At 61.7% G+C, this 19,704-nt stretch carries 15 protein-coding genes; 6 read left to right on the forward strand and 9 right to left on the reverse strand.

Annotated features, from left to right (window positions below; genetic code table 11):
* Nucleotides 1–117: 117 nt before the first annotated feature.
* The 4 genes from MA884_RS11420 to MA884_RS11435 are packed head-to-tail and all read right to left on the reverse strand — an operon-like array spanning nucleotide 118 to nucleotide 4,851.
* The gene (locus MA884_RS11420; protein ID WP_256230622.1) at nucleotides 118–981 is read right to left on the reverse strand and encodes an HlyD family secretion protein; all 864 of its coding nucleotides are present in this window, start codon (nucleotides 979–981) and stop codon (nucleotides 118–120) included.
* A 10-nt stretch (nucleotides 982–991) separates the two neighbouring features.
* A complete protein-coding gene (locus MA884_RS11425; protein WP_024617598.1) occupies nucleotides 992–1,192 on the reverse strand; it encodes a DUF1656 domain-containing protein in 201 nt (66 codons plus the stop codon).
* Complete coding sequence (locus MA884_RS11430) at nucleotides 1,182–3,374, reverse strand: FUSC family protein (protein WP_256230623.1); 2,193 nt, start codon at nucleotides 3,372–3,374, stop codon at nucleotides 1,182–1,184. The genes MA884_RS11425 and MA884_RS11430 overlap by 11 nt, the downstream gene beginning before the upstream one ends.
* 7 nt (nucleotides 3,375–3,381) lie before the next feature.
* Entirely contained in the window at nucleotides 3,382–4,851 is a 1,470-nt protein-coding gene (locus tag MA884_RS11435; protein WP_256230624.1) for an efflux transporter outer membrane subunit, read from the reverse strand.
* A gap of 317 nt (nucleotides 4,852–5,168) precedes the next feature.
* Between MA884_RS11435 and MA884_RS11440 the strand changes: the two genes are divergently transcribed.
* Nucleotides 5,169–6,137, forward strand: coding sequence for a LysR family transcriptional regulator (locus tag MA884_RS11440; protein ID WP_256230625.1), 969 nt, complete (start codon nucleotides 5,169–5,171; stop codon nucleotides 6,135–6,137).
* A gap of 27 nt (nucleotides 6,138–6,164) precedes the next feature.
* On the opposite strand, the gene MA884_RS11445 is transcribed toward MA884_RS11440, so the two are convergent.
* A complete protein-coding gene (locus tag MA884_RS11445; RefSeq protein WP_047228828.1) occupies nucleotides 6,165–6,419 on the reverse strand; it encodes a hypothetical protein in 255 nt (84 codons plus the stop codon).
* Between the two features lie 236 nt (nucleotides 6,420–6,655).
* Between MA884_RS11445 and MA884_RS11450 the strand changes: the two genes are divergently transcribed.
* The 5 genes from MA884_RS11450 (at nucleotide 6,656) to MA884_RS11470 (ending at nucleotide 14,616) form a co-directional block, all read left to right on the forward strand.
* Nucleotides 6,656–7,813, forward strand: coding sequence for an efflux RND transporter periplasmic adaptor subunit (locus tag MA884_RS11450; RefSeq protein WP_256230627.1), 1,158 nt, complete (start codon nucleotides 6,656–6,658; stop codon nucleotides 7,811–7,813).
* On the forward strand, nucleotides 7,810–10,923 hold the full coding sequence (locus MA884_RS11455; RefSeq protein WP_256230629.1) for a multidrug efflux RND transporter permease subunit: 3,114 nt from the start codon (nucleotides 7,810–7,812) through the stop codon (nucleotides 10,921–10,923). Before MA884_RS11450 ends, MA884_RS11455 begins: the two co-directional genes overlap by 4 nt.
* A 9-nt stretch (nucleotides 10,924–10,932) precedes the next feature.
* On the forward strand, nucleotides 10,933–11,604 hold the full coding sequence (locus tag MA884_RS11460) for a heavy metal response regulator transcription factor (protein ID WP_256230631.1): 672 nt from the start codon (nucleotides 10,933–10,935) through the stop codon (nucleotides 11,602–11,604).
* Nucleotides 11,601–12,968, forward strand: a complete 1,368-nt coding sequence (locus tag MA884_RS11465; protein WP_256230632.1) for a heavy metal sensor histidine kinase — start codon at nucleotides 11,601–11,603, stop codon at nucleotides 12,966–12,968. The genes MA884_RS11460 and MA884_RS11465 overlap by 4 nt, the downstream gene beginning before the upstream one ends.
* Before the next feature lie 151 nt (nucleotides 12,969–13,119).
* The gene (locus tag MA884_RS11470; protein ID WP_256230633.1) at nucleotides 13,120–14,616 is read left to right on the forward strand and encodes a sensor domain-containing diguanylate cyclase; all 1,497 of its coding nucleotides are present in this window, start codon (nucleotides 13,120–13,122) and stop codon (nucleotides 14,614–14,616) included.
* A gap of 624 nt (nucleotides 14,617–15,240) precedes the next feature.
* Here MA884_RS11470 and lpxC read toward each other — a convergent pair.
* From lpxC to MA884_RS11490, 4 genes are all read right to left on the reverse strand, one after another.
* Nucleotides 15,241–16,152 (reverse strand): UDP-3-O-acyl-N-acetylglucosamine deacetylase, encoded by a 912-nt coding sequence (lpxC, locus tag MA884_RS11475; protein ID WP_003178240.1) that lies wholly within the window; start codon nucleotides 16,150–16,152, stop codon nucleotides 15,241–15,243.
* 112 nt (nucleotides 16,153–16,264) lie between these two features.
* Entirely contained in the window at nucleotides 16,265–17,458 is a 1,194-nt protein-coding gene (ftsZ, locus tag MA884_RS11480) for a cell division protein FtsZ (RefSeq protein WP_256230634.1), read from the reverse strand.
* A gap of 104 nt (nucleotides 17,459–17,562) precedes the next feature.
* The gene (gene ftsA / locus MA884_RS11485) at nucleotides 17,563–18,822 is read right to left on the reverse strand and encodes a cell division protein FtsA (protein ID WP_076383614.1); all 1,260 of its coding nucleotides are present in this window, start codon (nucleotides 18,820–18,822) and stop codon (nucleotides 17,563–17,565) included.
* Between the two features lie 15 nt (nucleotides 18,823–18,837).
* The gene (locus MA884_RS11490) at nucleotides 18,838–19,704 is read right to left on the reverse strand and encodes a cell division protein FtsQ/DivIB (RefSeq protein ID WP_256230635.1); all 867 of its coding nucleotides are present in this window, start codon (nucleotides 19,702–19,704) and stop codon (nucleotides 18,838–18,840) included.

Below are 19,704 nucleotides of genomic sequence, written 5' to 3' on the forward strand. Positions count from 1 at the left end.
CCGGCACAGTCAATATCAGTGCAAGCTGAACCACCGCTTTCGCGAGCAAGCCCGCTCCCACAGGGGATCTGTGGTGTGTATCAAATCTCACCATCAACCCACACATGATGCGATGCCTCAGCGCACGGCATGAGGTTCGACCACCACCGTGCAGGTCATCCCCGCCGCCAGCAGCACGCCGTCCGGCACTTCGTCGATATGGATCCGCACCGGCACCCGCTGCGCCAGGCGAACCCAGTTGAAGGTCGGGTTCACATCGGCGATCAACTCGCGGCTTTCGGGGTTGTCACGGTCGTAGATGCCCCGCGAGATGCTTTCCACATGCCCCTTGAGCACCTCGCCACTCATCAACTGCAATTGCGCCGAATCACCGACCCGGACCTTGGGCAACTTGGTTTCTTCGAAGAAGCCGTAAACCCAGAACGAATTCATGTCCACCACGGCCATTTTCGCCTCGCCGATGCGCGCATAGTCGCCCCGATGCACGTTGAGGTTGGTGACGTAACCGTCCACCGCCGCGCGGACCTGGGTACGCGAGAGGTTCAGTTCGGCGGCCTCCAGTTGCGCCTGGGCGTGCTGGTAATCGGCCAGGGCCGAGTCGGCAATGTTACTGGCGTCGTCACGGTTTTCCCGGGAGATCACCAGGCTGTCCAGGTCGGCGCGCCGATGAGCGTTGACCTTGCGCATTTCCCAGGTCGCCTTGCGCGAGGCCACCAAAGAGCGAGCCTGTTTCACCGCAATGCGGTAATGCTCAGGATCGATGCGCATCAGCAGCTCGCCCTTTCTTACCAACTGGTTATCACGCACCGGCACCTCGACCACCTCGCCACTGACGTCGGCGGCGACGTTGATGATATCGGCGCGTACCCGACCATCACGGGTCCACGGAGTGTTCATGTAATGCACCCACAACGTCCGGCCGATCCACAGGGCAAGGGCAAGCACCAACAGCGTCGCAAGCAGGCTGAAAAACTTTTTCATCGCATTGATCTCAACGGTAGACCGTCAGCGCCAGCGCGCCAAACAGGCAGGTAAACAGACTCAGGCGCAGCAGCGCCGGGTGCCAGAAGAAGCGGTACAGATCCAGCCCGGACAAAAAACGGTCCAGGGCCCAGGCCAGGGCGGCGGCGATGAAAAACATCAGGGTCATGGTGGGCATGTACACGCCATGGAAGGCGATTTCACGAGGCATGTTCAGGTTCCTGGGGCAGCGGTCTGGCGTAGGCCGCTAATGGCGATTGCGGGTCCAAAAGCGAAGTACGGATGAAATGCAGGTAGCTTTTCACCCGGCGCAGGGCCGATGTGTCGAAATGCGGGGCGAAGGGTTCGTCACTGGCCTGTACGCGGCTGATGGCATGGTCGACCGCCAGCAGGGCGCGCTCCAGATTGCTCTGGCCGGGCTGGCGGAACAGCCGCACCAGCGCCCGCCCCATCACACGAATCGCCTGGCGCCACGGCTGGCTTGGGGCATAGGCCGGATGCACCGGCAAGATCGCCTGTTCCTTGCGCAGTTCGATAATCGCGTGGCCGACCTCCAGTACCACAAACATCCAGCGCAACAGATCCCGCTGCACCCGAGGCTGCCCCGCGGCCAGCCCATAAGCCTGATGCAGCAAGTCCCGGGTACGACTTTCAAAGCCCGACGCCAGGCCCTTGAGGCGGCTGCTGATAGCAAACACCACCTGCTCGCGCAGGTCCTGTTCGAGCCGGCGCCACAACCAGCGACTGTTGGGCGGCAGGATGATTGCCCCGGCAGCGGCGCATACCAGCATGCCAAGGATCATCGCGAGGTAATCGTTGATGAAGGTGTAGGGGTTGTAGACCGTCAGGTTGTCGGGCACCGAGCCGGTGCAGAAAAAGATCAGCAGCCCCAGCCCAACCCCGGCGTATTGCGGTCGCGAGCTGAGGAATGAGCCCAACATGATCACCGGCGCCAACATCACGCAGAGCAACGGGAAGCCGTCGATCAGCGGGAAGATGAAAAACATCTCGACGAAACCGATCAAGGCCCCGAACAACGTGCCACACGCCATCTGGAACGCCATGCGTTTAGGGTTGGGCGTGGCGGCCGACAAGCCCACCGTGGCGGCGGCAATCATCGTCATGGTCGCACCACTCGGCCAGGCCGTGGCGACCCAATAGCTGCCCAGTACCAGCAGAATGAACGCGGCCCGAAACCCCGACGCCGCAGCCGCCAGACCGTTGGTCTGCGGCATGAAAGGTTCGTCCCATCGCTCGCGTTCGTGGCGATGATCCGCCAGCGACGCATGGGTCTGCGCGTAGCCGTGCAAGTCATCGACGAAGCGATACAGCAGCTCGTAGGCGGTGTGGAAGTCCAGCCGTTGCGCTTCGCTCGGGTCTGTTTCTTCGAACACCCCACGCAACCTGCGGACCTGTGCCGGCAAATCGGCTTTATAGATGGCCAGCTCCGCCGCCAGGCGCGCGGCATCTTTATCGGTCAACGCGCTGGCGCTAAAACCGTCCAGCAACTCGGCCAACGTTTGCAAACCCGGTTTGATGGCATTCACCACCTGTTCGGCCCGGCGGCTGCGCAAACGCTCGAGCAACTGGTGCAAGGCGTTGAATCGGGTGGTGATGCCCATGAATTCGCTGTTCAAGCGACTGAGCCGACCGTTGCGCCGGCGCATGTGCGGGTCTTCGAACACCGTCACGCTGCGCAGGCTTTCCAGGCCGACGGCTTCGGCAATGAAGCCGACGTTACGCGCCTCGAATGCCGCGCGTTTGCTGCGTCCACGCAAGCCATCCGTGACAAACCGGGCGAATACTCCAAAGCGTTGGTACAGGGCGTTGCGCATGGCGGCGCTGGCGGTTTGCGGCAGGATCGCGGCGCTGATCAGGGTCGCGCAGAGAATCCCCAGGGAAATCTCCAGCACACGCCAGACCGCCGCCATGAAGGCACCCTCCGGATGGGCCAGGGCCGGCAGACCAATCATGGCCGCGGTGTAGCCGGCCAGCACAAAACCATAGGCCCTGAAGTTGCGATAACGCGCCGCGCCGGCTGAACAGACACCGACCCAGATCGCCAGGCTGCCCAAGAACAACTCAGTGCTCTGGGCAAACAAGGCAATCAGCGCGACCATCACCGCCGAGCCGGCCAGGGTGCCGAGCAAGCGATAGAAACTCTTGGCGAACACCTGCCCGCTCTGGGGCTGCATGACGATAAACACCGTGATCATGGCCGTGCGCGGTTGCGGCAGCTCCAGGCGCATCGCCAGCCACAACGTCAGGAACGCGGCTAACAGCACTTTGAAGATGTAGACCCAGGTCACCCCGTCGCTGCGGGCCCAGTCGAAGAAGCCACGGCGCCATTCGAGGCGGTGCAGCCAGCGTGCGCAGGTAAGTAAAGACGTCACAAAGGGCCTATTCAGCATCGTGGCGAGGGGTGTCGTTACCGGCTTCCAGGCCACCGCCCAACGCCGTTACCAGGTCGGCATGTGCACTCAAGCGCATCGCCTCCACTTGCTGCTGCACCTGTTGCTGCTTGAACAACAGGCTTTGGGCGTTGAGCACGTTGAGGTAGTCGGTGAGCCCGCGCTGGAACGCAACCATCGCGATGTCGTAGGTGCGTTGCGCGGCGGCCACCGACTCAGCAGCGAAGACGTGTTGCTTGTCCATGGAGTCACGGCGGATCAACTGATCGGAAATGCTCTTGAGCGCATCGACCAGCGTCTGGTTATAGCGGGCCACGGCGATGTCATAACCGGCCGCCGCCTGCCCCAGCTGTGAACGCAGGCGCCCACCGTCGAAAATCGGCAGTGTGATGGCCGGTCCGACGCTGTAGTTGAGCTTCTTGCCGGTCAAGAATTCCAGCGCCCCGCCACCGGTCGCCATGTAGCCGATACTGCCAACCAGGTCGACATTGGGATAAAACCCGGCACGCGCGACATCGATGCCCCGGGCCTGAGCGGCCACTTGCCAACGTCCGGCCACCACGTCCGGACGCTGGCCGAGCAGTTCGGCCGGCAATGCCGACGGCAGTTTCAAGGGCGCACCGAGGGCCAGGGTCGGGCGCTGCAGCCGTGCCCCGTCTCCTGGCCCTTTACCCGCCAGCGCCGCCAATTGATTGCGGCTCAAGGCGATGGCTTCGTCGAGGGCGTCGAGTTGCCGATGGGTCTCGGGCAACGGCGCCTGGGCTTGGCTGACTTCGAAATGGGTGCCGATGCCGCCGTCGAGGCGCTTTTGTGCCAGTTCGAGAATCTGCTCCTGTTGATGGAGGGTCGCAACGACGATATCGCGCTGGGCGTAGTGCAACGAGAACTGGATGTAGGCGTGCACGATGTTGTTCTGCAACTCCAACTGCGCCTGCCGCGCCTCGGCCACGCTGACATGAGCCAGGTCGACGGCCCGCTCACTGGCGTTGCGCTCGCGGCCCCACAGGTCCAGGGCATAACTCAAGCCCAGGCCTGCGTTATTGTCCCAAGTGGTGGTATCGGCCAACTCGCCAGGGCCATAGAACTGATCGCTGGGCCAATTGTGGCGCTTGAGGGTCGCCTGACCATTGATCTGTAGCGACTCGGCAGCCTCGACGACACCGGCCATGGCCTTGGCCTGCCGCACGCGCGCGGCGGCCAAGGCCAGGCTCGGGCTGTCTTGCACGGCCAGGGCGATCCAGCGATCCAGTTGCCGGTCGCCATAGGCATTCCACCACTGGCGGCTGGGCCAGTGGGCATCGCGGGCAGCCTCGCGGATCGCTTCATCGGTGGCCAGTTGATTGGCCGACAATGCCTGGCCTTGCGGGGCAATCCCTCCCGTGCCGAGGCAACCGCTGATGGTGAACGTTAAAAGCCAAACACTGAGAGTCTTCAGCTCTCTGCTGATGCAACGCGGCACTTGCGCAAAATTCCTGAGATGGGGGGCGTGAAGAGTCGGGAGGATGCATGCCTGGTGACGCACCTGTGGGAGCGAGCCTGCTCGCGATAGCGTCCAGGCAGACACATTGAGGGGAATGTGATGCCACTATCGCGAGCAGGCTCGCTCCCACAGTAATCAGCGTTCCAGGATTGGCCGCAATTCTAGGCACCCCACCGAACGGCGATAAGCCGACCTTTCTGCGAATCTTTGTTACCGTTACTGCGATAATCCATTAATCGGGGTCCGCCGCACCGTAACTTCGTGTCACAATTTGCCATCTCCCAAGAGAGCCTCCCATGGACACTTTGCAAAACATGCGTGCGTTCAGCTGTGTTGCTGAAGCTGGCAGTTTCACCGCCGCCGCCGGGCAACTCGATACCACCACAGCCAACGTTTCGCGTGCGGTTTCCAACCTGGAAGCCCATCTGCAAACCCGCCTGCTCAACCGCACCACCCGCCGCATCGCCCTGACCGAAGCTGGCAAACGCTATCTGCTGCGCTGCGAGCAGATCCTGGCGTATGTCGAGGAGGCTGAAGCCGAGGCCAGCGATGCTCACGCACGTCCCGCCGGGCAGTTGAAGGTCCATACCATGACCGGCATTGGCCAACATTTCGTGATCGACGCCATCGCCCGCTATCGTAAAACCCATCCGGACGTGACCTTCGACTTGACCTTGGCCAACCGCGTGCCGGACATCCTGGACGAGGGTTACGACGTTTCCATCGTGCTGGCCAGCGAATTGCCGGACTCGGGCTTTGTCTCCCAGCGCCTGGGAATCACCTACAGCATCGTCTGCGCATCGCCTGCCTACGTGAAGGCCAGCGGCTGCCCGCAAAAACCCGGCGACCTGCTCAACCACGCCTGCCTGCGCCTGGTCAGCCCGGTCATTCCACTGGAAAAATGGGTATTTGACGGCCCCGAAGGCCAAGAGATGGTCACCATCAACAACTCACCGTTCCTGGTGAATTCCGCCGATGCCATGAAAACCGCGATTACCAGTGGCATGGGCGTGGGCGTGTTGCCGGTCTACGCCGCCATCGAAGGCCTGCGCAACGGCACGCTGGTGCGGGTCATGCCGAACTATCGCTCCCAGGAACTGAACCTCTACGCCATCTATCCTTCGCGCCAGTATCTGGATGCGAAGATCAAGACCTGGGTGGAGTACCTGCGCGGTTCGCTGCCGGAAATCCTCGCGGCGCACCAGGCCGAACTGACGGCTTATGAGTTGAGTGGAAGTCTGGCCGGTGCACGGGTTGCGAACTGATACCGCTCCCGTGCCCTGGGACGATGCTCAGCGCTTGCCCATCGAGCGGCGCGTGCCGGGAGGCGCGGCGCCAGGGGTCTTGGTATGACCGTTCTTCGCGCCGTTCTTGTACCAAGGCTGCTGCCCGGCCCCTTTGGCCGCGGCCAGCTCACCGGGCTTGAATGGAAACTTGAAGGTCGGGATCGCGTTGACGCTCTCGCCGCTGGAAACATCGCTGTCGGGCCGGTCGGCCTGTTCGCCGTTCGGGCGTTCGTCCGCGGGCGAAGGTGTTGGGGAAGTCATGTGAAGCTCCGGGTAATGCGTACAAGTCGGGCCCGGAGAGCGAGCCGCGAAAGGCGGCAGTATACCTGCCCGATACCGGCGCGCGCAGGGCGGATTCAATCAGCCCTGCACTCGTCTGACAGTAAATCGGGACAAAACTGACAAGCCCGTCAGTTAGGCGTCACCTTCCTGACCCCCTCGCAACGCTATATAAGAAAGATAAGAATCCCTCCGTCCTGAACCGGCCTCCCACATCCATGCACATCCAGAAAAAAACCGTCCTGCTTGTCGTGCTCCTGATCGCCCTGGCGGCCCTGGCCTTCTGGTATGTCATGAAGCCCGTCACCGCCAAACCCGGTGCGCCGGTCGCTGTTCCCGTTCGGGTTGTCAGCGTGGTGCAAAAGGACGTGCCGCGCTTTGCCAGTGGCATCGGCACGGTGTTGTCACTGCACAGCGTGGTGATCCGCCCACAGATCGACGGCATCCTCACCCGACTGCTGGTCAAGGAAGGGCAACAGGTCAAGCAGGGTGACCTGCTGGCCACCATCGACGACCGTTCCATCCGCGCCAGCCTCGACCAGGCCAGGGCCCAGCTCGGTGAGAGCCAGGCGCAACTGGCGGTGGCCCGGGTCAATCTCAAGCGCTACAAATTGCTCAGTGTCGACGACGGCGTATCAAAGCAGACCTACGATCAGCAACAGGCGCTGGTCAACCAGCTCAAGGCCACCGCCCAAGGTAATCAGGCGGCCATCGATGCCGCCCAGGTGCAACTGTCCTACACCCAGATCCGCTCCCCGGTAACCGGTCGCGTCGGCATCCGCAACGTGGATGAAGGGAACTTCCTGCGCACCAGCGACACTGACGGCCTGTTCACCGTGACCCAGATCGACCCGATCGCGGTGGAGTTCGCCTTGCCCCAACAAATGCTGCCGACCTTGCAACGGTTGATGGCCGCACCCGAGCAAGCGCTGGTCCAGGCCTACATCGGCGCCGATGGCACCTCCGGCGAAATGCTCGGCGAGGGCCGCCTGAGCCTGATCGACAACCAGATCAACGCCAACACCGGCACCCTGCGGGCCAAGGCTGAATTCAGTAACGCCGCGCAACGGCTGTGGCCAGGGCAGTTGGTGACGTTGAAGATCCAGACCGCCCTCGACAAGAACGCCCTGGTGGTGCCACCGACCGTGGTCCAGCGCGGCCTGGAGCACCCTTTCGTGTACCGGATCAAGGGTGACCAGGTAGAGAACGTACCGGTGGTGATGGTGTATCAGGACAGCGACCTGCACATCATCAAAGGGGTGAGCGCGGGTGATCAGTTGGTGAGCGACGGTCAGTCACGGCTCAAGCCGGGCACCCGCATCCAGGTGCTCGGTGACCCAGTGGCCCAGGCCAATGTGTCGGAGCCACAACCATGAAAGGCCGCGGTTCGGTTTCGGCGTGGTGCATCGACCACCCCATCGCCACGGTGTTGTTGACGTTCGCCCTGATACTGCTGGGATTGATTGCCTTTCCTCGCCTGCCTGTCGCGCCATTGCCTGAAGCGGAATTCCCGACCATCCAGGTCAGGGCTCTGTTGCCCGGCGCCAGCCCCGAAACCATGGCTTCGTCGGTGGCGACCCCGCTGGAAGTACAATTCAGCGCCATTCCCGGCATCACCCAGATGACCTCCAGCAGCGCCCTGGGCTCGACCAACCTGACCTTGCAATTCAGCCTCGACAAAAGCATCGACACCGCCGCCCAGGAAGTGCAGGCGGCCATCAATACCGCCGCCGGCAAACTGCCCCAGGACATGCCGAACCTGCCCACCTGGCGCAAAGTCAACCCGGCCGACAGCCCGGTGTTGATCCTCAGCGTCAGCTCCAGCCTGATGCCCGGTACCGAACTGAGCGACTACGTCGAAACCCTGCTCGCCCGACAAATCAGCCAGATCGATGGCGTAGGACAAATCTACATCAGCGGCCAGCAACGTCCGGCGATCCGGGTCCAGGCCTCAGCGGACCGACTCGCCGCCATCGGTCTGACCCTGGCTGACATTCGCGTGGCACTCCAGCAGGCCAGCCTCAACCTGGCCAAGGGGGCGCTTTACGGCGAGTCGAGCGTTTCCACCCTGTCCACCAACGATCAATTGTTCCAGCCCGAGGAATATGGCGAGTTGATCGTGTCCTACAAGGATGGGGCGCCGGTTCATCTCAAGGACGTCGCCAAAGTCATCAACGGTTCGGAAGACGCCTACATTCAGGCCTGGTCCGACGAACAACCGGGGCTCAACCTGGTGATTTTCCGTCAGCCGGGGGCGAACATCGTCGACACCGTCGACCGCATCCAGGCGGCCTTGCCCACGCTGGAGGCCATGCTGCCCGCCGCTGTGCAGGTCAACGTGCTGAACGACCGGACCCAGACCATCCGCGCTTCGCTGCATGAGGTGGAGATCACCTTGCTGATCGCGGTGCTGCTGGTGGTGGCAGTGATGGCGCTGTTCCTGCGCCAGCTCTCGGCGACCCTGATTGTCTCGGCGGTACTGGGCGTGTCACTGATCGCCAGTTTCGCCCTGATGTATGTGATGGGTTTCAGCCTGAACAACCTGACCCTGGTGGCCATCGTGATCTCGGTGGGGTTCGTGGTGGATGATGCGATCGTCGTGGTGGAGAACATCCACCGGCACCTGGAGGCCGGCGAGGGCATGCGCGAGGCGGCGATCAAGGGCGCCGGCGAAATCGGCTTCACGGTGATCTCCATCAGCTTCTCGCTGATAGCCGCGTTCATTCCGTTGCTCTTCATGGGCGGCGTGGTTGGGCGTCTGTTCAAGGAGTTTGCCCTGACTGCTACGTCGACTATCCTGATTTCGGTGGTGGTGTCCCTGACCCTGGCACCGACCCTGGCCGCCCTGTTCATGCGCGCGCCGGTGCATCATGCCCACAGCAAGCGAAGTTTCGGCGAACGCCTGCTGGACGGGTATGAACGGATACTGCGTCGGGCCCTGGCCCATCAGAGGCTGATGATCGGCGTGTTCGGCGTGACCCTGGCGCTGGCAGTGGCGGGCTACGTGTTCATTCCCAAGGGATTCTTCCCGGTACAAGACACCGGCCTGGTGCTGGGTACCAGTGAAGCCGCCGCCGATGTGTCATTCCCGGACATGGTCGCCAAACACAAGGCCCTGGCCGCGATCGTCGCCGCCGACCCGGCGGTGCAGACCTTTTCTCATGCTGTCGGCGTCTCGGGTTCCAACCAGACCATCGCCAACGGCCGCTTCTGGATCGCCCTCAAGCCCCGGGGTGAGCGCGACGTGTCGGCCAGCGGGTTCATCGACCGGATCCGCACCAAACTGCTGGGTATCCCTGGCGTGGTGCTGTACCTGAGGGCCGGGCAGGATATCAACCTCAGTTCCGGTCCGAGCCGCGCCCAGTATCAATACGTGCTCAAGAGCAACGACGGCCCGACGCTCAACACCTGGACACAAAAACTCACCGACAGGCTGCGCGGTAACCCCGCGTTCCGGGACGTCTCCAACGATCTGCAACTGGGCGGCAGCATCACCCACATCAACATCGACCGCAGCGCGGCGGCACGTTTTGGCCTAACCGCCAGCGATGTCGACCAGGCCCTGTACGACGCCTTCGGCCAGCGGCAGATCAACGAATTCCAGACTGAAACCAATCAATACAACGTGATCCTGGAGCTCGACACCGCGCAACGCGGCAAGGCCGAGAGCCTGGCGTATTTCTACCTGCGCTCGCCGCTCAGCGGTGAGATGGTGCCGCTCTCAGCCCTGGCCCGCTTCGATGCGCCGACCAACGGCCCGCTGTCCATCGCCCACGACGGCATGTTCCCGGCCGCCAACCTGTCATTCAACCTCGCGCCTGGCGTGGCGCTGGGGGATGCGGTGCGCATGCTCGATCAAGCCAAGAACGAGATCGGCATGCCGGCCTCCATCACCGGCAACTTCCAGGGCGCGGCCCAGGCATTCCAAAGCTCCCTGGCCAGCCAGCCGTGGCTGATCCTCGCCGCGCTGTTGGCGGTGTACATCATCCTTGGCGTGCTCTACGAGAGTTTTGTGCACCCGCTAACCATCATTTCCACCCTGCCCTCGGCCGGTCTCGGGGCACTGGTCATGCTGTGGTTGTTGGGCCAGGACTTTTCGATCATGGCGCTGATCGGGTTGGTGCTGCTGATCGGCATCGTCAAGAAAAACGGCATCCTGATGATCGACTTCGCCCTCGATGCCCAGCGCAAGGGTGGATTGACACCCCAGGAAGCGATTTTCCAGGCATGCCTGACCCGGTTTCGCCCGATCATCATGACGACCCTGGCCGCCCTGCTCGGCGCCCTGCCGCTGATGCTCGGCTCTGGCCCCGGTGCGGAGCTGCGCCAGCCGCTGGGCATTGCGGTGGTCGGTGGGCTGCTGGTGAGCCAGGCGCTGACGCTGTTCACCACACCGGTCATATACTTATGGCTGGAGCGACTGTTCCATCGGCCCGTCCAGCAGCCCGGATCCGCGCCGACGGCGGCGCTGGCAACCACAGACTGAGGCGGGGCCATGCGCGTTCTGATCATCGAAGACGAAGAAAAAACCGCGGACTATCTGCATCGCGGCCTGACCGAACAGGGCTACAACGTGGACGTGGCGCCGGACGGCGTCGAGGGGCTGCACCTGGCGCTGGAAAGCGATTACGCCGTGATCGTGCTTGACGTGATGCTGCCTGGCCTGGACGGCTTCGGCGTACTGCGTGCCCTGCGCGCCCGCAAGCAGACACCGGTTATCATGCTCACCGCCCGCGAACGGGTCGAAGACCGCATCAGGGGGCTGCGCGACGGCGCCGATGACTACCTGGGCAAACCCTTCTCCTTTCTGGAACTGGTAGCCCGCCTGCAAGCCCTGACCCGCCGCAGCGGCGGCCATGAACCGGTGCAGGTCAGCATCGCCGACCTGTGGGTCGACCTGATCAGCCGCAAGGCCACCCGCGCAGGCCAACGCCTGGACCTGACCGCCAAGGAGTTTTCGCTGCTCAGCGTCCTGGCGCGCCGCCAGGGCGAAATACTGTCGAAAACCGCCATTGCCGAAATGGTCTGGGACATCAACTTCGACAGCGACGCCAACGTGGTAGAAGTGGCGATCAAACGCCTGCGGGCCAAGCTCGACGGGCCGTTCGAACAGAAATTGCTGCACACGATCCGTGGGATGGGGTATGTGCTGGAGAACAGACAATGACCGTCCCTGACAGTATCGCCCTGCGCCTGAGCGGCATGTTCACGCTGGTGGCGGCGCTGGTGTTCCTGTTGATCGGCGGAGCCTTGTACCAGCAAGTCGAAAAGGGCCTGGGCCTGTTGCCGGAAGCCGAACTCGATGCGCGCTACAGCGTGCTCGAGTCCACGGTTGGCCGCTACGGCACGCCCGAACACTGGGTAAAAATCAATAACAAGCTGCGGTTGCTGGGCCAGGAAGACAAGCGCATCCGCTTCTGGATCGTCAGCGGCGATCCGCGCTTTGAATATGGCAACCCCGCCCCGCAGATCCGCGCCTTCGCCGAAGGTCCGCTGGGCAAGCGCGACCTGAAACTGACGGAGCAGCAATACCCGATGAAAGTGCTCGTAAGCCAGTTCCCGGCCAAGGACCAGCGTCCACCGCTGCGCTTCATGATCGGCATCGACACCGAAACGTTCTACCAGACCCAGCACCATTTGCTGGTGGCGCTGGTGAGCCTGGCGATTGTCGGGGTGATCCTGGCTTCCCTGCTGGGCTACTGGGTGGCGCGCATCGGTCTCAAGCCGCTGATCAGGCTGTCCGATGAAGCCCAACGCCTGACCCCGCCCCGCCTGTCCGGGCGCTTGCAGATGTCACCTTTGCCGCCGGAGCTCAGTCAATTCGTCAGTTCCTTCAACGCCACCCTCGACCGGGTCGAACAGGCGTATTCACGGTTGGAGTCGTTCAACGCCGATGTCGCCCATGAACTGCGCTCGCCCCTGACCAACCTGATCGGCCAGACCCAGGTGGCGCTGACCCGTGGGCGCTCGGCCGAGCATTACTTCGAGGTGCTGCAATCGAATCTCGAAGAGCTGGAGCGACTGCGCTCGATCATCAACGACATGCTGTTCCTCGCCAGCGCCGACCAGGGCAGCAAAGCCACTGAACTCACCAGCACCTCCCTGGCCGGCGAAGTAGCGACCACCCTCGACTACCTGGACTTCATCCTCGAAGACGCTCAGGTCCAGGTCCGGGTCAGCGGCGATGCCCAAGCCAAGATCGAGATCGCTCACCTGCGCCGAGCACTGATCAACCTGTTGAGCAACGCTGTGCAACACACCGCGCCAGGGCAAGTCATCGAGGTGTGCATTGAAGCCCTTGGTGACCAGGTCAGCCTCGGCGTCACCAACCCCGGAGAACCGATTACCGACGAACATCTGCCACGCCTGTTCGAACGGTTCTACCGGGTCGATGCCTCCCGCAGCAACAGTGGGGCCAACCACGGCCTGGGGCTGGCCATCGTCAAGGCTATCGCGCTGATGCATGGCGGGGATGTATTCGTACGCAGTGACCACGGAGCCAATACCTTCGGAATCCGTTTGCCGGCTTGAAATAAGCCGTTAGGTGGATTGCCCTATTTAGGCGGTCCACGCACAATCTTGCAAAAGGCCAGCATTTGTCTGATACCAGTCAGTTGCCCGGGATTTACACAATGAGCAGCCCTGGGGCGGATCGCCATATGACAATGCAGACATCGGAACCATGAGTGTGAGTAGTGCGACACCCGGCATCACCCCGTTTTCGATACGCTCGGAACGGGTACTGGTACTTGCCAGCTCGCTGGTTGTATTTGCCATTCTGAGCATCGTGACCTTCCTGCTGATTCGCGAACATGCCAGTGCTCGCCAAGCGGCAACACGGGCGGCGAACAATATCGTGCAATTGATCGATGCCGACGTGCTGCGCAATGTCGAGCTGTACGAACTGTCGCTGCAAGGCCTGATCAGCGCGATCAAACGCGACGACATGGGAGACGTTTCTCCGACAATTCGCCACTTGGCCCTGTTCGACCGCTCCACCGCCGCGCCCTATAAAGGCGAAATCTTGTTATTGGACAAACACGGTAATGTGATCGCCGACTCCGCCTCGATCGAACCGCGCAAAGGCAATTATGCCGATCGGGAGTATTTCAAGCCCCACGTCCATGACCCAAGCCTGGGCATGAAAATCAGCCGTCCGTTCCGCTCCAGAAATGCAGAGCAGGATTGGCGTATCAGTTTCAGCCATCGGCTGAGTAACGAACGAGGCGAGTTTTTGGGGGTAGCCGAGGCGGCGATGCGCTTGAGTTACTTCAGCCAACTGTTCAAGAGCCTGAACATCGGTCATGGCGGCTCGGTCAACCTGGTCAGCAGCGACGGTTTTCTATTGGCACAAGAACCGCCCTTGGCCGAAGACCTGATCGGCAAGGATTTCAGCAAACGCGCGAACTTCATGCGCATCCTGCGCGAAGGCAACGGCAGCTTCACCAGTGTCTCCAGCCTTGATCAGGCGCAGCGCCTGTACACGTTTTCCCAAGTGGGCGACTTGCCGTTGATCGTTGTGGTGGCGCTCTCCTCCGATGAGGTCTTCGCCTCTTGGAAACGTACGGCGATGCTGGTCAGCGGCGCTACGGGGGCATTGTGCATCGGCTTGCTCTGGCTCACCTGGCTGCTGTGTCATGAACTGAGGCGGCGCCACAATGCTGAACGGGAACTGGCGCAACTGGCGTCCGTCGACTCGCTGACGGGCCTGGCCAACCGCCGGACTCTGGACGAAACGCTGCAACAGGAATGGCTGCGGGCCCAGCGCTCGGGCCAACCGCTGTCAGTCATGATGATCGATGCCGATCACTTCAAGGCATTCAACGATCACCATGGCCACCCAAGTGGTGATGAGGCCTTGCGCACCCTGGCGCAGTTGATCGGCACGCATGTCCGTCGACCGGCCGATCTGGCAGCGCGCTACGGCGGTGAGGAGTTCTCGGTGGTACTGCCGGAAACCACCACCGCCGGCGCTTTTACCATGGCCCAGAACATCCGTGAGGCCGTGGAGCAGATACCCCCCATCATTCCCGGCGCAGCGCCCATGACCGTCAGCATTGGCATTGCCACCTGGGCCCAAGGGCCGTATGGCGAACTCGAGCAACTCTTGCTCGCCGCCGATAAGGCGCTGTACCAGGCCAAGGCCAGTGGGCGCAATCGTGTGGTTTGCGCGATGTAATGCCCTCAGCCTCTGTGGCTGTTTTTTTATAGCGCTTGGTTGGTGTGTATATCCGTTGCAGTGGTAACGGCGGCTTAGGGTTCCGCCCTGATGGCGGGTCACTTTCGAAAGCCGGAATGCCGGCCCAGGCGAAAGTAACCAAAGCGCTTCTGTCCCACCACTTGGTGCCTCGCCTAGGCTCGGCATGCCTGAACGCAGGCATTGCTCCGCGGGCCGCCGCGAAGGGCCCGCGGCTAACCCGGCCTGATAGCCGATCTGGTTCCTGGTGACACCGCGTTTCCCCTGTGGGAGCGGGCTTGCTCGCGACGGCGATGGTTCAGTCACATGGAAGTTGAGCTGACTGGCCCCATCGCGAGCAAGCTTTGCTCCCACAGGTCTGATGGGTGTACGACCGAGAGAACCAGGTCGGCTATAAGGCCGCCTCGGGTTAGCCGCGGGCCCTCAAAAGTGAGCCGCCGTAAGGGCGGAACCCTAAGCCGCCGTTACCACTGCAACGGATATGTACCCCCAACCAACCCAACCCAAAAAACAGCATTACCCCCTGTCGCCACAGACGTCCCAGAAAACAGCCATAAAAAAAGGCCACCCGAAGGCAGCCTTTAAAAACTAGAGAGGTTTTTATGCTTACACGGCCGCTACAGGGCGCATGTAAGAGATTGGTGCGGTGCTGGCGTCTTCGAACGTCACGACTTCCCAAGCATCTTTTTGCTCAATCAACTTGCGCAGCAGTTGGTTGTTCAGTGCGTGGCCAGACTTGAAGCCTTTGAACTCACCAATCAGGCTATTGCCCAGCAGGTAGAGGTCGCCGATTGCATCGAGAATCTTGTGCTTGACGAATTCGTCTTCATAACGAAGGCCGTCCTCGTTCAACACGCCATCGGAATCGACCACGATCGCGTTTTCAACACTGCCGCCGAGTGCGAGGTTGTGCTTGCGCAGGTACTCGATGTCACTCATGAAACCAAAGGTACGGGCGCGGCTGACTTCTTTTACGAACGAAGTGCTGGAAAAATCCACGCTTGCACTCTGGGTGCGGTCACGGAAAACCGGGTGATCGAAATCGATCTCGAAGCTCACCTTGAAACCTTCGAAAGGGACGAAAGTGGCGCGTTTGTCGCCATCTTCCACTGTCACTTCCCGCAGGATACGGATGAACTTCTTGGCTGCGTCCTGCTCTTCCAGGCCAGCCGATTGAATCAGGAATACGAAGGGTCCGGCACTGCCATCCATGATCGGGACTTCGGACGCGGAGAGCTCGACGTAGGCGTTATCGATGCCCAGGCCAGCCATGGCCGAGAGCAAATGCTCCACCGTGTCCACTTTGGTGTCACCGTTGACCAGTGTGGTCGACATAGTGGTTTCACCAACGTTTTCCGCGCGAGCAGGAATCTGCACCACAGGGTCGAGGTCGGCACGACAAAACACGATGCCGGTATCGATAGGCGCGGGCTTGAGGGTCAGGTAGACCTTCTCACCGGAGTGCAAGCCGACACCTGTGGCACGGATAATATTCTTCAGGGTGCGTTGTTTAATCATGGCATGGGCCGCTTCAGCGCAAATTGCGAACTGGTATCAACAAAGGCTGGCGATAATAGCAGACCAGACCTTTGCTGAACACCAATCACCCGTATCCCCCTGATACATTTCATCAATCGGCCTGACGACGCAGGAATGCCGGGATGTCCAGGTAATCCAGATCGTCTTGCGGATTCATCTTCGCGGCAGTCGCAGCACCGGCCTGGGCCTGGTTGCGCATGACGGTCGGACGGTCCAGGTCACGGTAATTCACCGCAGGTGCTTCCTGACGGGAAGACACTTGTTGTTGCGGTTGCGAAGCCATGGAGGTGTGAACGGTATTGTCGATGACCTTCACAGGTTTCTCGATTTTCGCGCCCAGACCGGTGGCAACCACGGTAACGTGCAACTCGTCGCGCATGTCCGGATCGATAACGGTACCGACCTTGACCATCGCGTGCTCGGAAGCGAAGGCTTCGATGATGCTACCCACGTCGGAGTACTCACCCAGGGACAGGTCAGGGCCGGCGGTGATGTTCACCAGGATGCCGCGTGCACCTTGCAGGTTCACGTCTTCGAGCAACGGGTTGCGAATGGCCGCTTCGGTGGCCTCGCGTGCACGGTTCGGACCGCTGGCGCAGCCAGTGCCCATCATCGCCATGCCCATTTCGCTCATGACAGTCCGTACGTCGGCGAAGTCGACGTTGATCATGCCCGGACGCTTGATGATGTCGGAGATACCGCGAACGGCACCGGCCAGTACATCGTCAGCCTTGGCGAAAGCCGACAAGAGGCTGGCGTCTTTACCGAGGATGGTCAGCAGCTTCTCGTTGGGAATGGTGATCAACGAGTCGACGCTTTCAGACAACAGACGGATGCCTTCGTCGGCGATCTGCATGCGCTTGCGGCCTTCGAACGGGAACGGACGAGTCACCACCGCAACGGTGAGGATCCCCATTTCCTTGGCCACTTCGGCAATGATCGGCGCCGCACCGGTACCGGTACCGCCGCCCATGCCCGTGGTGATGAACACCATGTTGGTGCCCTGCAGGACTTCGGCAATGCGTTCGCGGTCTTCGAGAGCGGCCTGACGACCGACTTCAGGGTTGGCGCCAGCGCCCAGACCTTTGGTCACGCCGGTGCCCAGTTGCAGGATGGTCCGCGCGCCGATGGATTTCAGCGCCTGGGCATCAGTGTTGGCGCAGATGAATTCAACGCCTTCAATGTTGCTCTTGACCATGTGGTTGACAGCGTTGCCGCCGCCACCGCCGACTCCGATTACTTTGATAACCGGGCTAGCGGGGATGTTGTCTACGAGTTCAAACATTTTCCCTCTCCTTACATTCTCTAGTTTTTTCGCCTACTGCGTCTTCAGTGGCAAGTTGCAAGCCTTAAGCTGCAAGCTTGCCGCTTGAAGCTTGAAACTTGTCGCTAAAAATTACCTTTGACCCAAGCCTGGAGCCGCTCGAACAGCGGTGCCTTCGGCTCGTCGCTGTTGTAGCTGTCGCGGCTGCCGATGCCCGAGAACGAAACCCCGTCGGACTGCTTCTGCAGGCCGTACATCAACAGGCCTACGCCGGTGGAGTAAATCGGGTTGCGGACCACGTCATCCAGGCCCTTGACGCCATGGGGCACGCCCAGGCGCACCGGCATGTGGAAAATCTCTTCGGCCAGCTCGACCGCGCCTTCCATCTTCGACGTACCGCCGGTCAGCACGATGCCGGCCGGGATCAGGTCTTCGTAGCCACTGCGACGCAGCTCAGCCTGGATCAGCGTGAACAGCTCGTCGTAACGCGGTTCGACCACTTCGGCCAAAGCCTGGCGGGACAACTCGCGCGGAGGACGCTCGCCAACGCTTGGCACTTTGATGGTTTCACCGGCACCGGCCAGTTTCGCCAGGGCGCAGGCGTAGCGGATCTTGATTTCTTCGGCGTACTGGGTCGGCGTGCGCAAGGCCATGGCGATGTCATTGGTCACCTGGTCACCGGCAATCGGGATCACCGCCGTGTGGCGGATGGCGCCTTCGGTGAAGATCGCGATGTCGGTGGTGCCGCCGCCGATGTCCACCAGGCACACGCCCAGTTCTTTCTCGTCGTCGGTCAGTACCGAGTAGGCCGAGGCCAGTTGCTCAAGGATGATGTCGTCGATTTCCAGGCCGCAGCGGCGCACGCATTTCTCGATGTTCTGCGCAGCGTTCACGGCGCAGGTCACCACGTGGACCTTGGCTTCCAGGCGCACGCCGGACATGCCCAGGGGCTCACGTACGCCTTCCTGGTTATCGATCACGTAGTCCTGCGGCAGGGTGTGCAGCACACGCTGGTCGGCCGGGATCGCCACGGCCTGCGCCGCGTCGAGCACACGCTCAAGGTCGGCGGAGCTGACTTCACGGTCACGAATCGCCACGATGCCGTGGGAGTTCAGGCTGCGAATGTGATTGCCCGCCACGCCGACGAACGCCGAGTGGATCCGGCAACCGGCCATCAGCTGCGCTTCTTCAATGGCGCGCTGGATCGATTGCACGGTGGACTCGATGTTCACCACCACGCCTTTTTTCAAGCCACGGGACGGATGGGTACCGATCCCGACGATGACCAGCGTGCCGTCGTCCGCGACCTCGCCTACCAGCGCAACCACCTTGGAAGTGCCGATATCCAGACCGACGATCATTTTTCCGCTTTGCACGTTTGCCATGGGTCCTGCCTCTTCTTAATTCTTCGCGACGGCGGGTTCAGCCGTCGTGGGCGCTACAGGTTCCCGCCAGCCAACAGCCAGGCCGTTGGCGTAGCGCAGATCGATGCGCGCGATGTTCGTAATCTGGTCTTTGAGCGTCTTGTCATAGATGGCAATGAAGCGGCGCATCTTTTCCACCTGGTTGCCGCGCCCGAGCAGCAGCTCGATGCCCGGCCCCGAGCTGCCCGCGCCAGTGGTCAGGAACCAGCTGCCGCGTTCACGCAACTCCAGGCGCGCAATGGAGAAGCCCAGCGGCCGCAACATCTGACTCAACACCTGGTACTGCTGCATTACTTTCTGCTGGGCCCGCTGAGGACCGAACAGTTGTGGCAAATGTTCGTAGTTGGCCAGCTCCCGAGGCGTGAACGCCTGGCCCTGGTTGTTCAACAGCGACTCGTCTCCCCAGCGGGCCACGGGCAGTTGCTCTTCCAGGCGGATCGATACCTGGTCAGGCCATACCCGCCGTACTTCGGCATGGGCGATCCAGGGCATCTGCTCCAGTTCCTTGCGCATGCCTGCCAGGTCGATGGTGAAGAAGCTCGACGCCACAAATGGGGCGATCCGCTGCTGCACCGCTTGCTGGCTGATGTAACTCAAGTCGCCCTGTACATTGATCCGCGCGATCGGCCGGTCCGCGTAAGGCAGCAGACGCTGGGCCCCTTCGTACGTCCCGAACCCCAGCACCACCAACAACACCGGCCAGAACAGACTCTTGAGAAAACCAAAGTTGGCTTTCGGCAGGCGCGCCGACATCGGCTCTTTGGCCACCATTCGGCTGGCACCCCGCTGCACCGGCTTGCGACCGGGTGCGGATGGCTGATGACGAAGCGATGCGCCTTGCAT

Source organism: Pseudomonas sp. Q11 (genome assembly GCF_024494355.1).
GTDB classification, from domain to species: domain Bacteria; phylum Pseudomonadota; class Gammaproteobacteria; order Pseudomonadales; family Pseudomonadaceae; genus Aquipseudomonas; species Aquipseudomonas hefeiensis.

Excerpts from the sequence above, each read along its gene's own strand:
- MA884_RS11420 (WP_256230622.1), bottom strand. The coding sequence starts at position 981 with ATGAAAAAGTTTTTCAGCCTGCTTGCGACGCTGTTGGTGCTTGCCCTT.
- MA884_RS11425 (WP_024617598.1), bottom strand. The coding sequence starts at position 1,192 with ATGCCTCGTGAAATCGCCTTCCATGGCGTGTACATGCCCACCATGACC.
- MA884_RS11440 (WP_256230625.1), top strand. The coding sequence starts at position 5,169 with ATGGACACTTTGCAAAACATGCGTGCGTTCAGCTGTGTTGCTGAAGCT.
- MA884_RS11445 (WP_047228828.1), bottom strand. The coding sequence starts at position 6,419 with ATGACTTCCCCAACACCTTCGCCCGCGGACGAACGCCCGAACGGCGAA.
- MA884_RS11450 (WP_256230627.1), top strand. The coding sequence starts at position 6,656 with ATGCACATCCAGAAAAAAACCGTCCTGCTTGTCGTGCTCCTGATCGCC.
- MA884_RS11455 (WP_256230629.1), top strand. The coding sequence starts at position 7,810 with ATGAAAGGCCGCGGTTCGGTTTCGGCGTGGTGCATCGACCACCCCATC.
- MA884_RS11460 (WP_256230631.1), top strand. The coding sequence starts at position 10,933 with ATGCGCGTTCTGATCATCGAAGACGAAGAAAAAACCGCGGACTATCTG.
- MA884_RS11465 (WP_256230632.1), top strand. The coding sequence starts at position 11,601 with ATGACCGTCCCTGACAGTATCGCCCTGCGCCTGAGCGGCATGTTCACG.
- MA884_RS11470 (WP_256230633.1), top strand. The coding sequence starts at position 13,120 with ATGAGTGTGAGTAGTGCGACACCCGGCATCACCCCGTTTTCGATACGC.
- lpxC (WP_003178240.1), bottom strand. The coding sequence starts at position 16,152 with ATGATTAAACAACGCACCCTGAAGAATATTATCCGTGCCACAGGTGTC.
- ftsZ (WP_256230634.1), bottom strand. The coding sequence starts at position 17,458 with ATGTTTGAACTCGTAGACAACATCCCCGCTAGCCCGGTTATCAAAGTA.
- ftsA (WP_076383614.1), bottom strand. The coding sequence starts at position 18,822 with ATGGCAAACGTGCAAAGCGGAAAAATGATCGTCGGTCTGGATATCGGC.
- MA884_RS11490 (WP_256230635.1), bottom strand. The coding sequence starts at position 19,704 with ATGCAAGGCGCATCGCTTCGTCATCAGCCATCCGCACCCGGTCGCAAG.